General features: G+C 70.8%; 12 protein-coding genes and 1 pseudogene. 4 read left to right on the forward strand and 9 right to left on the reverse strand.

The genetic code is table 11. The features are described from left to right. Window positions 1–119: 119 nt before the first annotated feature. The 5 genes from I2501_RS22120 to I2501_RS22140 all read right to left on the reverse strand — a co-directional run bounded on the left by I2501_RS22120 (window position 120) and on the right by I2501_RS22140 (window position 4,721). A complete protein-coding gene (locus I2501_RS22120) occupies window positions 120–590 on the reverse strand; it encodes a redoxin domain-containing protein (protein ID WP_196195891.1) in 471 nt (156 codons plus the stop codon). A 71-nt stretch (window positions 591–661) separates the two neighbouring features. After that, on the reverse strand, window positions 662–1,810 hold the full coding sequence (locus tag I2501_RS22125) for a lactonase family protein (protein WP_196195892.1): 1,149 nt from the start codon (window positions 1,808–1,810) through the stop codon (window positions 662–664). Window positions 1,811–1,909: 99 nt separating this feature from the next. Beyond that, window positions 1,910–2,140, reverse strand: a complete 231-nt coding sequence (locus tag I2501_RS22130; protein ID WP_196195893.1) for a hypothetical protein — start codon at window positions 2,138–2,140, stop codon at window positions 1,910–1,912. Beyond that, window positions 2,137–2,784 carry a sigma-70 family RNA polymerase sigma factor gene (locus I2501_RS22135; RefSeq protein WP_236046897.1) on the reverse strand — a complete coding sequence of 216 codons (648 nt, stop codon included), beginning with the start codon at window positions 2,782–2,784 and terminating at the stop codon, window positions 2,137–2,139. Before I2501_RS22135 ends, I2501_RS22130 begins: the two co-directional genes overlap by 4 nt. Window positions 2,785–2,900: 116 nt before the next feature. Continuing rightward, the gene (locus tag I2501_RS22140; RefSeq protein ID WP_196195894.1) at window positions 2,901–4,721 is read right to left on the reverse strand and encodes an alkaline phosphatase family protein; all 1,821 of its coding nucleotides are present in this window, start codon (window positions 4,719–4,721) and stop codon (window positions 2,901–2,903) included. Between the two features lie 305 nt (window positions 4,722–5,026). On the opposite strand from I2501_RS22140, the gene I2501_RS22145 reads away from it, so the two are divergent. After that, window positions 5,027–5,335: a hypothetical protein gene (locus I2501_RS22145; RefSeq protein WP_196195895.1), complete on the forward strand. Its 309-nt coding sequence runs from the start codon at window positions 5,027–5,029 to the stop codon at window positions 5,333–5,335. Window positions 5,336–5,406: 71 nt separating this feature from the next. Here the strand turns inward: I2501_RS22145 and I2501_RS22150 are convergent, their stop codons facing one another. From I2501_RS22150 to I2501_RS22160, 3 genes are all read right to left on the reverse strand, one after another. Next, window positions 5,407–6,972, reverse strand: a complete 1,566-nt coding sequence (locus I2501_RS22150) for an ABC transporter substrate-binding protein (protein ID WP_196195896.1) — start codon at window positions 6,970–6,972, stop codon at window positions 5,407–5,409. Window positions 6,973–7,479: 507 nt separating this feature from the next. Next, on the reverse strand, window positions 7,480–8,022 hold the full coding sequence (locus tag I2501_RS22155) for an SMI1/KNR4 family protein (protein WP_196195897.1): 543 nt from the start codon (window positions 8,020–8,022) through the stop codon (window positions 7,480–7,482). Then, window positions 8,019–8,555, reverse strand: coding sequence for a hypothetical protein (locus I2501_RS22160; RefSeq protein ID WP_328806525.1), 537 nt, complete (start codon window positions 8,553–8,555; stop codon window positions 8,019–8,021). The genes I2501_RS22155 and I2501_RS22160 overlap by 4 nt, the downstream gene beginning before the upstream one ends. A gap of 180 nt (window positions 8,556–8,735) precedes the next feature. Between I2501_RS22160 and I2501_RS22165 the strand changes: the two genes are divergently transcribed. From I2501_RS22165 to I2501_RS22175, 3 genes are all read left to right on the forward strand, one after another. After that, window positions 8,736–10,307 (forward strand): hypothetical protein, encoded by a 1,572-nt coding sequence (locus I2501_RS22165; protein ID WP_196195898.1) that lies wholly within the window; start codon window positions 8,736–8,738, stop codon window positions 10,305–10,307. 130 nt (window positions 10,308–10,437) lie between these two features. After that, window positions 10,438–11,745, forward strand: a complete 1,308-nt coding sequence (locus tag I2501_RS22170; RefSeq protein WP_196195899.1) for an AAA family ATPase — start codon at window positions 10,438–10,440, stop codon at window positions 11,743–11,745. A 131-nt stretch (window positions 11,746–11,876) separates the two neighbouring features. After that, window positions 11,877–13,121 carry a vWA domain-containing protein gene (locus tag I2501_RS22175; RefSeq protein ID WP_196196037.1) on the forward strand — a complete coding sequence of 415 codons (1,245 nt, stop codon included), beginning with the start codon at window positions 11,877–11,879 and terminating at the stop codon, window positions 13,119–13,121. Window positions 13,122–13,159: 38 nt separating this feature from the next. Here I2501_RS22175 and I2501_RS22180 read toward each other — a convergent pair. Next, window positions 13,160–13,819 (reverse strand): annotated as a pseudogene (locus I2501_RS22180) (Dyp-type peroxidase); the annotation flags it as partial. Between the last annotated feature and the right edge of the window lie 113 nt (window positions 13,820–13,932).

Consider the following 13,932-nt stretch of genomic DNA (forward strand, 5'->3'; position numbering starts at 1 on the left):
CGGCGTCCGAGGGAAGCCATCCGTGTTGCATATGTTGCGCCGCCGTGGGTGACCGTTGCGCGCGGTCACCGACGGCGGGGCGAGCGGGTCGAGCGGGCAGAGCAGCCAGTGCGTCGGTTCTAGCGGCGCATGTAGCGGACGAGCCCGGCGACGTCGTCGGGCATCAGCCGTCCGATCGCGCCGCTGGAGTAGACGCTGACCACCACCGCGCCCTCCGGGTCGAGGACGAAGCCGGTCGACTGCAGGTACACCTGCTCGGCGCTGGTGAACGCGCCGGTGGCCGCCGCGACGGCGGGCGCGTCGGCGCCGAAGCCGACCGGGAAGGTGAGCCCTCGCCGGGTGACGAGCGCGGCGGTGGTCTCCTCGTCATCCACCGACAGCGCGGCGACCCGGACTCCGGCCTCGTCCAGCGCGGGTCCGGCGTGCTGGAAGGCACGCAACTGGGCGTTGCAGTAGGGGCACCAGGACCCCCGGTAGAACAACAGCGCGCCGTACTGTCCGTCGAACGCCTCCCGCACGGACAAGGATCGCCCCGCGGGCAGGGAGAGGGCGAGATCCGGGAAGACGTCTCCGGGGTGCAACAACGGCATGGGATACCTCCTGATCGGTCTGATCGGTGGTGCTTCGGCCGGGCCGGGGCGGCCGGGCCCGGGCAGGCCCGTCAGGACGCGGCGATGCCCTCGGCGCCGACCGCGTCGGGGACGGTGACGGAACCGGTCGCGGTCAGCGAGCCGTCCGCGCCGACCCGGTATCCGTCCACCACTCCGGCCGCACCGGTCTGGACGTAGAGGTAGCGCCCGTCGTGGGTGACGGCAGCGTCGACGGTCCCGGCGTCGGTGGCCGTGTCGCCGGTCGACAGGAGCGTGCCGCTGCCGTCGTCGGCGTAGCCGGAGAGCGTGCCGCTGCCCGCGTTGGACGCGAACAGCGTGGAGCCGTCCGTGACGATCCAGCAGGTGCCGCGCTGGCCGGTCGCGGACCGGTCCACCAGGGTGAGCGTGCCGTCGGCGTTCAGCGTGTAGGTGGCCACGGCGTTCGCGCCGGGCTCGGCGACGGCGAGGTGCCCGCTCGCGTCGAAGCTGACGGCGAAGGGCAGGTTGCCCGCGTCCGGGGTGACGACCGGAGCGGCCGAGAGTCGCCCGAAGCGCCCGACGCCGAACACGTCGATGTCGTCGCCGTTGCCCTTGGTGGTGACGACCAGCTTCGACCCGTCAGGGGAGAAGGCCACCTGTCCCGGCGTGCTGGTGAACTCCGGCGTCTGGGCGGCGTTCAGCCCGAGAGCGCGGTGCCAGGCGGGGATCTCGACCAGCGCGTCGCCTATGCGGACGTAGCCCTGGACCGCTCCGCCGTCCCGGGCGTCCAGCACGTAGAGCGCGCCGCCGTGGAACGCGATGCTCACCGGGAAGTAGCCGCCGGAGGAGATGATCTGACGCCGCGTCAACCTGTCTCCACGGACGGAGAAGACGGTGATCGTGTTGCTGCCCGCGTTGACGGCGTAGAGCAGGCCGTTCGCCCGGTCGTACGCCAGCGAGCCCTGCGAGGCGAGGTGGTCGACGACCGACCCGCCCAGCTGGCCGCCGAGACCGCCGGTCGCGTACGTGCCCGCCGGGGTCAACGCGCCGTCGACGCCGCGGTCGTAGACGGCGACCGCGTTGCCGTCGGTGGCATCGGTCTGCACGAACACCACACCCGCCGATCCGTCCCGCGTGAGGGAGAGCTGGGGTGCGGCGCTGGCCTGTCCGGTCCCGGCGAGCAGGCCGGCGAGGAGGGTGGCACCGGCTGCGACCACGGCTGCGCGCAGTGAGATCTTCATGAGTCCTTGTCCTTGGGTCGGTGACTCGGTGGTGCGGACAAGGAATTGGTGACGGGCGCGCGCCGGTTCTTACCGCGCGCCCGCAGAATTTCCGCGCGTTCAGATCTCCGTAAGATCCGCCCGGACGAGGGCGAGCAGCCCCTCCAGGTCCTCGGCGCACGGACCGCACCCGCGCAGGTGCGCGGCAACGTCCGGATAGCGCCGCGCGGCCGTGTCGGGATCGGCGACCGCCAGGTCGGCGTAGACGTGGAGCAGCTCCATCGCCTTGCCGCAACCCGCGTCCTGGGGATCCGTGGTGAGCAATCGGTCCAGCCCCGGCCAGCTGCTCATCGGCTCCCCCTCGGGGTCTCGGGCAGGTAGCCACCGGCGACGAGGCTGGCCCGCAGCTTGCGACGTGCGTCGAACATCGTCTTGTAGAGCGCGTTCCAGGACGACTCCAGCCGGACCACCAGCGCGTCCAGCGGGACGCCGTCCACGACGAGTGCGGTGAAGACCGTGCGCTGACGGTCCGTCAGGTCGTCCTGGACCGCGCGCCGGAGGGCGTCCATGAGCTCACGCTGCTCGGACTGCCGCGACGGGTCCAGGCCGAGCCGGTCCGGCAGCCGTTCCCACTGCCCCGCATCCAGCGGGACGTGGGGGCGACGCCAGAAGTGCCGTCCGATCTTGCTGGACACCTCCAGGACCACGAACCGGTAGGCCCAGGTGGTGAACCGGCTCTCGCCACGGAACTCGGCGACCTTCGCGAGGACCGAGACCACCGCGTCCGCCGCCGCCTGGTGCGCGAGGTCGTCCAGCTCGGGCCCGGATATGCCCAGCAGCCCGCTGCGGCGACGCACCTCGGCCTGCGCGGCGCGCAGCAGCAGCTGGTGCAGCCGCTCCGCCGCACGCTCGCGTTCGCGACCCCCCTCGCTCAACGTCCGCACCCAGTCGGCGGACGCACTGTCCAACGCCTCCGACGCCGTGCCCATGGCCATGGCCCTCCCCCCGTCGCGTCCCGGTGCCGTGGTACGCGGTTCATCGTAACCGGCCGCGGTGACAGGGCCACCGCGGCCGGGTGGGCGACTACTGCCCAACGAACGCCGTGACGCCGTCAGCCGACGGTCAGCCGGAACGGTCCGGCCAGGACGGTGTAGCCGTTGTCGGCCAGGTAGTAGACGTCGTAGCTGCCCGCACCGTTCAGCTTGCCGGTGGAGAGGGTGACCGCGCCGCTCTGGTTCGGGGTGTAGGCCCAGGTGAGCGAGGACTGCGCGCCCGGCTTCACCCCCGCCGGGTAGATGCCGACCCAGTTCTCCGCGTTCACCTGCGCCGTGGAGGGCAGCGAGTAGCGGAAGGTCACGTTGCCGCCGTTGCTCACCGCGTTGAGATCACCGGTCAGCGTCGGGGACTTCGCGGTCGAGGGGACGAACGCGGCGTTCAGCGGGGTCGCGTACGTGTCGTTCGCGGTCAGGCCGGGCAGACCCAGGGCGCCCTCGATGGTGCGGGCGACGCTGTAGTGGTCGTAGTGGAGCGGGCTGGTGGTGCCGGCGGGCACGGTGCCCTGCGAGCCGATCGCGACGGTGGCGACGTGGTCGTAGCCCTCGTTCTCGCTCTCGTCCCAGGTGAGCAGGATCAGCGAACGCTGCTTGGTCCAGGCGGGCGAGGACATGATCGGCGCGAGCGTCTGCTGCAGCCAACCGTCCTGCGTCTTCAGGCTGGTGGCGTTGCCGTCGCCGGAGGACTCGCCGTCGTAGTAGTCGTCGGCGGCGATCCAGGAGAAGTTCGGCGTGGTCGCGGCCGACTTCAGGTCGGTGGTCAGCTGCGTGGTGTCGAACAGGTGCGCCGCGCAGCGGGACGCGTTGCCGCTGATGTCGGTGTAGTTGATGAACGGCGCGTCGTCGGGCTCGTAGTAGCTGTCCGCGCCGCCCTTGCTGGCGTTGCAGGGGGTGCCCATGCCCTGCTCGTACGCCTTCCAGGTCTTGCCGGCGGCCTCGATCGTGTCGCCCAGGTTCCGCTCGGGCGAGTTGATGTTCGGCCAGTAGGTGGCGCCCTTGGTGTAGGTGTCGCCGCCCGCGATGGCCAGGTAGTTCTCGTCGCTGGGGTGGTAGACCGCGTGGGAGTCGGTCATCGTCGCACCCTTGGCCATCAGGCTGTGGATGAACGGCGTGTCCGCCGGGTCGTTCATGATCTCGGAGTAGTCCGTGTTCTCCATCATCACGGTGAACACGTGGTCGTAGCCCGGCACCTTGGAGACCGGCGGGGCCAGCGGCTTCGGGGCGGCGACCGGGGTGTCCAGGGTCAGCGCGAGGTTGTCCAGGTAGCCGGTCTCGTCGGTCGTGTCGAGGAACTGCACCTCGACCTGGATGTGCCGGGTGCCGACGGGCACGGAGCCGGTGGCGCTGCGCGCGAGGAACTTGGTGAGCAGGCCACGGTCGGTCGCGGAGACGGTCGGCAGCTTGGCGGTCGCGCCGACCGGGTTGCCGTTCGCGTCCTGGAAGTGCAGGCTCACGGCGACGTAGCCGCCGTAGACCGTCCAGCCGCCGAGCCAGCCGGACAGGTCGTAGTGCACGCCACCGCGGTCGATCGCCGTGGCCGCGGAGGAGACGTCGACGTTCTGGCTCATCGAACCGTCACCGAAGTTGCCCGGCGCGAAGAAGGCCTTGCCGGGCGTGTTGCCGTCGCTCGGATAACCGAACGACCCGACCGACTGGCACATCACGTTGATGCCGCCGGACTGCACGGTCCAGCCGGGCACCGTGGTGGCCGCGCTCCAGTCGTTCGAGCAGAAGCCGCCGGCCTCCGCATCGCCGTTGACGATCAGGTTGCCGCTGCTTCCCGCCGCACTCCCGGCCGCCTGGGCAGGGGCCGGGGTGGCGACGATCAGCGTGCCGAGCAGGGCGAGCAGCCCACCCAGGGCGCTCCGGCGCATACGCATGTGTACCTCGTCCAGTCGTGAGGGTGGTGCCCGATGGGCGTCATGGACGGGACATAACTACAGGCTGCTGCTGTCGACGGGAAGAATGAAAGCCAAACTTGATCGGACAAGTTACTGCAACGTTCGCCGACTTGATCAGACAAGTTGCCGCGCGGGGGCCGTCTCCCCGCCGCCGTGATAGACGCGCGCATCGGTCACGCGTACTCCCGACGCCTCGACGCTTCTCCATCCCGGGAGGGATGGGCGTGGACATCGGTTGGGGTAGTTTCGGGCCCTGATCGCGGCTCGCATGCACGGGGGATGAGATGCGCCTTGCCCAGAAGTGGTCGTGGAAGGCTGACTTGGTCGGCTTCATACTGTGCGCCGGACTGATCACGGTGATGGACGTCCTGATCATGACCAAGACTTCCGACAACGGTCGCGCGCTTCTGCTCATGACCATCATCGGGGCCGCGGCCGGTGCTGCTGTGTCCAGATGGCAGGGCCCGATGCTTCGGCGGTGGGCGTGCGTCGCAGCAGGCACATTCCTTGCCCAGGCAAGCCTCGTGCTGCTCGTAGTGCTGATCACCGTGGCGCTGCATCTCCTGTTCGCGCACATGTACATCCCCTGGTAACAGCGCGGCCGGGCGACGGTACGCTGCCGCAGGAGGGCCGACGGCCCTGCTGCGGCTCGCGTCGCACGCCCTCAGCGATGCACCTCCCGGAAGAGTCGGGCGCACGGGGCGCCGAAGAGGTCGATCGGGTCGTCCCCGTCGACCTCGAACGGTCCCGGCGCGACCAGGTGCCGCATCGTCCCGTGCCAGAGCGGCAGGATCGGGAGTTCGGCCCAGACCACCGCCTCGGCGTCCCGGTAGCGTCGCAGCCTCGTGACCGGATCGGCTGTGGCACGGGCCGCATCGACGAGCTCGTCGACGCGGGCGCTGCGGTAACCCGCGTAGTTGCCACCGGCCTCGGCCGCGTCGGAGTGGAAGAGCGGGAAGAGCACGGTGTCCACCGACGGGTAGTCACTCACCCAGGTCGCCCGGAAGAGTGCGTCGGGCCGCTGCAACCAACGCAGGTAGTCGGCGCGCGGCAGCGCGTCGACCTTCACCGTCCAGCCCAGATTCGCCTCCAACTGACCGGCCGCGGCGGCGACCCACTGGTCATGCCCCCGGTCGCCGTCGAGCACGATGCGCACCGGCCTCCGCTCGACCCCGCGCCCGGCCAGAATCCGACGCGCGGCTTCCGGATCGAACGGCAACCCCGGCAGAGAGCTCTCGCTCCCTCCGGGGAGAAGTCTCGGCGGAATGACCGAATCGGCCGGCAGCACGTCTCCTGGCCCGGCGATCTCGCACAACCGGCTCCGGTCGACGGCCATCGCCACCGCCCGGCGGACCAACGGGTCGTCGAAGGGCGCGTGTTGAACCGGGAAGGCCAGATACGTCAGCGAAGCGCACCGGGTGACCCGGTACGTGTCCCGCGCGCGACGGGCGTGGCGGGCGTCCTCCGTTCGACGGGCGCGGCGGGCCTGGCGGGCGTCCTCGGCACGGCCGTCGGCGACCTCGACGATGTCCACCCGGCCCGACTGCCACGCCCGGTACGCGGCATCCGCGTCGTCGAGAACGTGGAACTCCACGCGCTCCGGGCCGCCCGCGCCGTAGTAGCCGTCGCGGCGCTCCAGTACGAGCACGGCGTCCCCGGCACCCGACCCCTCGGAGAAGCGGTACGGCCCGGTCCCGACCGGGCTCCGACGGAACAGCGCCGGGTCGGCCTCGCACAGTTCCCGGGGCACCGCGGCGGTGATCGGATGGCTGAGAACCGCGGCGATCTCGTGGAACGGCCGGGACAGGGAGATCTCCAGCCGGTCGGCGGCCAAGGTCCGGACGCCGCTCAGGACCTCCGCACGCCCCTCGCGCACCGCGTCGAAACCGTCCACCAGGGAGAGGAGATAGGCGATCTGCGACCCGGTCGACGGCCGGACCGCCCGGGAGAGCGAGTAGACGTAGTCCTCCGCCGTGACCAGCCTCCCGTGGTGGAACCGGACGCCGGGCCGGAGCCGCAGCACGATCCGTCTCCCGTCCGGGGCGACCTCCCACTCCTCGGCAGCGCCGGGCCGCAGGTCCCCGCTTCGGGGTTCGCAGGTCACGAGCGTGTCCGTCAGCAGGCCGAGGACGAGTGCTCCGTCGTGGTCGAAGCAGATGGCCGGGTCGAAGGACTCCGGCGCGCCGATGCCGATCTTGAGGGTGCTTCTCGGTGCGCTGGCCTCCCTCATAGCTCAAGCACCGGTTCGGTGATCGGCAACGAAGTGCTGAACTGACGATCCATCAGTTCAGCAGCACGGACATCGAGCCACTGAGATTCAAGAACCAAAGCAGACAAGGCGAACCCCCGTTCGTGAACAGACGCATCCACCCTGCGCCGGAGCCCCTGCAATCCCATAGAGCCAAATCGGGGCTCATGGTCAGTCAGACGGGCGGCACGGCTCCGCTTGCCCCGCACGGCGCTCGGCGCATGGTCGGCTCAGGCACTGCACTTGGCCGGCTCGGCGACTCGGGGAGGGTGCCGTACCGGCGCCCGGCACCCTCCCCCGTGGAGTGCCGGGCCGCCCCCGTGTACGGACCTCCGGCGTCGGCCGAGCGGTCGAACCCGAACCGGAAGACAGAGTGCAGGTCAGATCCCGCGACCGGCGCGAGCAGGGTCGCCCGACTCAGTGGCCGACGTCGGGGATCCAAGAGCCGCGGATACCGGTGGGCAGCGGTGTCAACACTCCGTATCTCGCTCAGCGGTCCGCCGCGAGACGCTGTGAGGCGTCGGGCCAGGGCGTGGGCTCCTGCGCGTCGTCAGCCATCATGACCTCCTCCTCCCACCAGCCCGTTCCTTCCAGCCAGGCGGTCAACCACACCGCGAGGGATAGCGAGTCGAGAAACCAGGCTTCGGCCCAGTCGTCCGGGCCCGCATTCGGCTCGAAGAGCAGAACGCCTGCGGCGGGATCGAGGCAGTCCACGGCGGCGTACATGCCGCAACCCCAGTCCAGGATCGGCAGCACGCCATGCGGCCAGCACTCGAAGGAAGCAGCCCTGAGTCCTCCGTACTCGGACAGGACAGTCCGTCCCTCTCCCGTGAGGGGGAGCAGGGTGTACTCGGGGCCGAAACCGCCATTGGCCACGTCCCGGTACAGCAGGGACAGAAGCTGCGGCAGTCCGAATCCGAGTTGGCTCTCGACATCGGCGATCTCCTGGTCGGTGACGCGGGCCGGAAGGGCCTCCGTCTGCTGGACCGCGCGCTCACGAACTCGATGCACCAAGTCCGGAAGGTCGCTCATGCTCCTGGCTCCTGATCGGTGAGGTGTCGGGTGAGTAGGTCCGCTGAGCTCGGGGCAAGCCGGTAGATGCCCTGAAGGCTGAGAGCGCGCAGAAGGCGTCCGTCCTCGACGTACTTGAGCTTCCGCTCGCCGCGGCGCGAAGTGAAGGTGAGTTGCTCCAGGCGGTCACCCGGCAAGGGCTTGTCGAACCGGATCGGGCTTCCCGGAGCGCCGAGAACGACCTCCGAGATGCAGCCGCTCTTCAGCGGGCGCCAATGGCTGAGCTTGGGATAGTCCTCATCGGCCAGTTCCGTACCCTCCTGGTCATAGTCCACAATTTGCCGAACCTCCATCGCGGCGACGACATACAGCGCGGTTTGCCAGGCTCGAACGGCGAACACCCGGTCGCCGACCACCACTCCGGCGCGTCGGAAGCTCGGACGGGACTGGTGGGGACCGCCGAACAGCACGGTCGGACGCTGCCCCGTGAAGCCGCCCCGCATCAACTCGCGGCAAAGGTCATTGGTCCACAACACCGTGTAGGAGTTCGCCACGGCAGGAACGTAGCGGTAGGCACCGACACGGCCACAGACTGGAGCCGTGCTGGGGCCCGCCTGCGCAGTGACGGGCAGCCGTGGGGACTGACAGATCCACATCCTGATGCTTATGATGCCCGCGATGAAGAACAACTCCTCGTACAGATCGGGGGAATCGTTCGCGCAAGGTGAGTGCTGATGGCACATCACTTCGCGAACGGGATTCCCGCCCACCTGTTGATGTGGCAGCGCGTGCGCGAGTACGCCGTGCCACCGTCCATGATCGAGACCGCGACCGCACGACGTGCGGTCGGTGACTGGGCGGGGGCGTGCGCCGCTGCCCGGGTCGACACCGATCTCGATCTGCGCGCCGTGCGAGACCGCCACGGCACCGAGTTCGTCACCCGCCTTCGTGCGGATCTGCGTCGGCTGGCGCCGGATCTGCTTCGTTGGCACATGCCCCGCATTGCCCCCGACGGACGGCTCCGGCCGGGCCTGACCGTCTGCCTGAGCCGCTACCGCGGTTCCGGCGCCACACCGTTGCAGTTGGTGGTGCGGACGCCGCCGGCCTGGGCGGACGCCGGTCAACGGATGTCCCTGACCCTCTGGGAGGACTCCGGTGGTGGTGCCCCGAGGCACCATCCCCACCCGCATCCCGACCGGCGTTTCCGGCTCGACCTGCACCGGCATCTTTGGGACTCGAAGCGGTGCGGCGAACTGGCATGGCGCTGCGGTGCAGACAGCGAACCGTCTCTGACGCGGCCCGACCAGCCCCGTACGGGCGGCCTGCCCAACAGGGCGGACCTGCCCGATCGGTCAGACCGGTCCGACCGGTCCGACCGGTCCGATGCCGACAACTGCTCGTGGGCGTCGACACATTGGGCCGCCGAGGCCGAGCTGCTGTTGGGAGCCGAGGGTCGCCGTCGCGGTGCCTTCACCGTGCGGCTTGCTGCGCGGAGCCGCGTCGTGCTCGAACTCGTCGCACCCGACGACAGCCACGCACCAACGCTCCGGCCGCTTCGGGAAGCACTGCCGCCGCAGGTGATCGCGGCTCTTCCGGTGCTGCCGGAGGCGGCGACCCGGGTCCTCCCGGATCTGGAGTTGCTGCGGGCGGGGCTGGTCGCCCGTGACCGGCTGCATCCGCTCGTCGCCACGGCATTGGCGGCGTGCGGAGCGGTGGCGGTGTCCGGCGCGGTGGCGGTGTCCGGCGCGATGGCGGCGTCGGGATCAGGACCGGCGACCGGCTCCGCTCGTCTACCCGGCGACCCGCACCGAGTGGAGTGCCGGGGCGAAGTCCATCGGATCGCGCTGCGGGACGGGACGCTGACGGCAATTGATCACGACCCGGCACAACTGCGCCGGGAGGAACTGCTGGTGGCGCTCGGGGGACCCGCATTGCCCTGCTTGCGGGCGATCGACGCGGTGCACCGCAGCCCGGAGGCACTGCCCGCCGTCCGGGAGCGACTCGGCCACGGTGACGTCGCCGGGGCGCTGGCAGTCGTCAAGGGTCTGCTCGGTCCCGCAGCGGTCCTGCGCGACGGACCTCTGCGGGAGGAATTGGAGTCGGCTGCGGCCCGCCGCCTCGACCACGGGCTCTTCCGCTCAGGGCTGCTCGCCGTACACCCCGCTGCCGGTGCCCTCGGCGGCGAAAGCGCCCCCCGTGCGGCACACGCGGAGCCGGAGCACCGGCCCCGGCTCGATCGCCGTACACCGGCCGCAATGCGCCTCAAGCGCAGCATTCGGGCACGGCCCCGTACCGGCATGGCCTGACCGCAACAACCTGACCAAGTGCCTTGCCCCACCTGCATCCCGCGCTGACACTGCGCGTTTCCACGGCGCACGACGCCCGCGTCTCCAGGCTGCGCTGTCCTGTCCCCTCCTTCATTCCCAGGTGATGCTCATGACTTCCAGTACCCTCCTGCCCACCCCGGTCCCGACCCTCGGTACGCCCGCACCCGCCCCCACGCCAGCATCGGGCCCCAGTAGTCAACTCGCCGTCGCCGAAAGCCTCCTGGCCCTGCTTCGGACGACCACCACCGAACCGCGCGCCGACGACCAGCTCGAGGCGCTCACCCTGGCTGTCGCGGCCGACCTGCCCGTGCTGCTCTGGGGCGAACCAGGCATCGGCAAGACCGCGGCCCTGACGCAGCTCGCCGCCTCCCTCGACCTGCCGCTGACGACCGTGATCGCAAGCGTCCACGAACCGACCGACTTCTCCGGGTTGCCCGTCGTCGGCGATGACCCTGCCGTTCAGGGGGTACCGATGGCGCCGCCGCAGTGGGCCGTTGAGCTCGTGCGTGCCGGACGGGGACTGCTCTTCCTGGACGAACTCTCCACCGCCACCCCGGCCGTCCAGGCTGCGCTGCTCAGGGTCGTCCTGGAGCGGAGAGTCGGCGCGCTGCAACTGCCCCCGGAGGTAAGGATCGTGGCCGCCGCCAATCCGCGCGCCTCGGCGGCGGACGGATGGGAGCTGAGCCCGCCGCTGGCCAACCGGTTCGTGCATCTGTACTGGGTGCACGACCGGGAGGTGGTGGTGCGCGGGTTGGGCGGGGTCTGGCCCCGGGCGGAGTTGCCCCGACTGGCGCCGGAGAAACTGCCGGATGCGGTGGCGTACGCCCGGCGCGCAGTCTGCGGATTCCTCGAAGCCCGGCCCACACTGATCCACCGGCTGCCGAGCACCGAGACACGGCGCGGCGGCGCCTGGCCCTCACCCCGGAGCTGGGAGGCCGCGATGACCCTGCTGGCCTTCGGGACGGCTGCCTCCGTTTCCCGGGAGGTGTTGGCACTGCTGGTTCGGGGCGCGGTGGGGGACGGACCAGGACTCGAACTCCTCTCCCATCTCGACCGCATGGACCTGCCGGACCCCGAGTCGCTGTTGGCCGATCCGACCTCGGCCGAGTTGCCGGTGCGAGGCGATCTACGACAGGCGGCGCTGGAGGCCGTGGTGGCCGCCCTGGGAGCACAGCCACGGCGGGAGCGCTGGGAGGCGGGCTGGGCGGTACTGGCTCGGGCCCTGGAAACTGGCGCCCCGGACCTGCTGGTCGCCCCGGCGACGGCGCTGGCCGCGCTGCGGCGCGACGACTGGGAGGTACCGGAGACGGTTGAGCGGTTGGCCGGCGTGATCGGTCTCGCCCGGCGGGCAGACCGGTCGGTGGGGCGGGTCACTGCGTCGGCGGAGTCCGGGCGTGCGACGGGGGTGCGCCGATGACGGAGACCGCCAAGTACCCGATGCCGCGCCCGATGACCCCGCGCTCGCTGCCGCGCCCGGTTCGGGCCGCGCCTCCGACGCCACCGTCCGACTCCGGCACGCCGTACGGCCCGCCCGGGGTCCCGCTGGACATGGAGAAGTTGCTGGCCGCGCGACTGCACGCGGTGAAGGTCCGGCCTTACCTGGCAAGCGCGCTCTTCGCGCTGCAGGTGGTGGCGGACCGTTCGGTGCCCACGATGGCGGTGGACGCGTACTGGCGCTGCTACGTCTCCCCCGGCTTCGTGGCGCGCACCCCGGTGGAGGAACTCGCGGGCGTCTGGGTGCACGAGGTCTCCCACCTGCTCCGCGACCACCACGCGCGGGGCGAGCGATACGCGCGGGAGAACGGGCAGCACGGCCCGGGCGAGCGAAGCGAGATGGGGGTCCCCCGGGCCGAAGGCTGGGAGAGACTGCGGCGGAACATCGCCGCCGACTTCGAGATCAACGACGACATCTACGGTGACGGTCTGCCGCTGCCTGCCGGGGCAGTGCTGCCGTCACTGCTGGGGCTGCCCGACGGGCTGCTCATGGAGGAGTACCTGCGTACTGCGTCGATGTCCGGACTCGCCGCGGACCTGGCGTGGCTGGACTGCGGCAGCGGTGCCGACGGGCAGGACCGGCCGTGGGAGCTGGGACCCGACGGGGCACACGGACTGAGCAGGCAGGAGCGGGACGCCGTGCGCTTCCGGGTCGCCGAGGGAATCAAGGGCCGACCGGGCGCTGCGCCGCAGGGGTGGCGCCGGTGGGCGGACGAGGCGTTCCATCCGCCGCAACCGTGGCGGCAACTGCTGGGAGCAGCGGTCCGCTCGGCAGCGGGAGCGCCGGGAGTGGGCGAGAACCACAGCTACCGACGTCCGTCCCGGCGCTCCGCCAGTGTCCCCGGGGTGCTGCTGCCGAGCCTGCGCCGGACGCCGCCCCGGGTCTGCATCGTGATCGACACTTCCGGGTCGGTGAGCGATGCCGAGTTGGGCAGCGCGCTGCTGGAGGTGGCAGCGATCTCGCGCGCGGTGGGCGGGCGGCGCGACCTGGTGTCGGTCATCTCCTGTGACGCGGCGGCCCGGGTCGCCGTCCCCCTCTGCCGCGCCGAGAACATCGAACTGGTCGGTGGCGGAGGAACGGACCTACGCTCCGGCTTCGCCCGGGCGCTCAGCTCCCGGCCCCGCCCGGACGTGATCGTCGCCCTGACGGACGGTCAAACCCCTTGGCCCTCTGCCCAGCCGCCCTGCCGCACCGTCGTCGGCCTGTTTCCCCGCCCAGCGAGGTCAGTGGACGAGGAAGACCCCGACTACACCCCGGACAGCCCACCACCCTGGGCCCGCGTCGTCACCATCAACTGAGCAGGCGCGGTGGCGCGGCACCGCGTCGACCGGACTCATCAGTGGAACAGCGTGGCACCGAGCAGCCGCTGCTGGTCGAAGCCGGGGAGTATCAGGAAGGTTGCGCTGGCCGTGGTGCTGGTGAATTGCAGCAGTGCGTCCGAAGTATCCATGTGGGTCAGCGTGTTGGTGAACGTTCGTATGTCGTTCTGGAAGCTGATGAAGAGCAGTCCGGGCGTGGGTTCGTCGGTGCTGTAGGAGCGGCGGAGCATGAGGCCGACGCCGACCACCTCGGCGTCCGCTCTGCGAATGTGGGCGTCTGCCGGGATGAGGTAGCGACCGTCCGGTGTCTTGGCGCCGAAGTCGGGGTCCGAGGCGATGGAGCCGCCGGAGAGGGGGATGCCGGTGGCTCGGCGTCGGCCGAAGACCGCCTCCTGGTCGGCGACGGACAGCGCGGCGAACCGGGGTAGGTCGAGTTCCATGCGCCGTACGACGGCAATGGTGCCGCCCGCGACCGGGGACGGCCCGGCCAGCCACAGGTCTTGCTGCTTTTCGGCGGTCGTGTGCGGGCCCACGATGCCGTCGATGAAACCGAGCAGGTTTCGTGGCGCGGTGAGGCCCTGATCCACCGAGATATTCGGACCGCGGCGTCCGGACTGCCGCCAACGTTCGGTTGTCCGGCCGCCGGCCTGGGCCAGGAGCGCGGCAGCGACGATCGGTGCTCACCATCCAGACTCGCCGCCCGGACGCGGCACACGCCCGGATAAAGGCCTCAGCCCCCGGAGTCGGCGCCGCCATGCTCACCGCCTCGATTTTCCGCGCTGAGCAGCGC

Source organism: Streptacidiphilus fuscans, from assembly GCF_015690355.1.
GTDB classification, from domain to species: domain Bacteria; phylum Actinomycetota; class Actinomycetes; order Streptomycetales; family Streptomycetaceae; genus Streptacidiphilus; species Streptacidiphilus fuscans.

What these genes read in the sequence shown, in the direction of transcription:
- I2501_RS22155 (WP_196195897.1), bottom strand. Translation starts at nt 8,022, where the DNA reads ATGAGCGACCTTCCGGACTTGGTGCATCGAGTTCGTGAGCGCGCGGTC.
- I2501_RS22130 (WP_196195893.1), bottom strand. Translation starts at nt 2,140, where the DNA reads ATGAGCAGCTGGCCGGGGCTGGACCGATTGCTCACCACGGATCCCCAG.
- I2501_RS22150 (WP_196195896.1), bottom strand. Translation starts at nt 6,972, where the DNA reads ATGAGGGAGGCCAGCGCACCGAGAAGCACCCTCAAGATCGGCATCGGC.
- I2501_RS22120 (WP_196195891.1), bottom strand. Translation starts at nt 590, where the DNA reads ATGCCGTTGTTGCACCCCGGAGACGTCTTCCCGGATCTCGCCCTCTCC.
- I2501_RS22140 (WP_196195894.1), bottom strand. Translation starts at nt 4,721, where the DNA reads ATGCGTATGCGCCGGAGCGCCCTGGGTGGGCTGCTCGCCCTGCTCGGC.
- I2501_RS22125 (WP_196195892.1), bottom strand. Translation starts at nt 1,810, where the DNA reads ATGAAGATCTCACTGCGCGCAGCCGTGGTCGCAGCCGGTGCCACCCTC.
- I2501_RS22135 (WP_236046897.1), bottom strand. Translation starts at nt 2,784, where the DNA reads ATGGCCATGGGCACGGCGTCGGAGGCGTTGGACAGTGCGTCCGCCGAC.
- I2501_RS22165 (WP_196195898.1), top strand. Translation starts at nt 8,736, where the DNA reads ATGGCACATCACTTCGCGAACGGGATTCCCGCCCACCTGTTGATGTGG.
- I2501_RS22175 (WP_196196037.1), top strand. Translation starts at nt 11,877, where the DNA reads ATGGAGAAGTTGCTGGCCGCGCGACTGCACGCGGTGAAGGTCCGGCCT.
- I2501_RS22145 (WP_196195895.1), top strand. Translation starts at nt 5,027, where the DNA reads ATGCGCCTTGCCCAGAAGTGGTCGTGGAAGGCTGACTTGGTCGGCTTC.
- I2501_RS22170 (WP_196195899.1), top strand. Translation starts at nt 10,438, where the DNA reads ATGACTTCCAGTACCCTCCTGCCCACCCCGGTCCCGACCCTCGGTACG.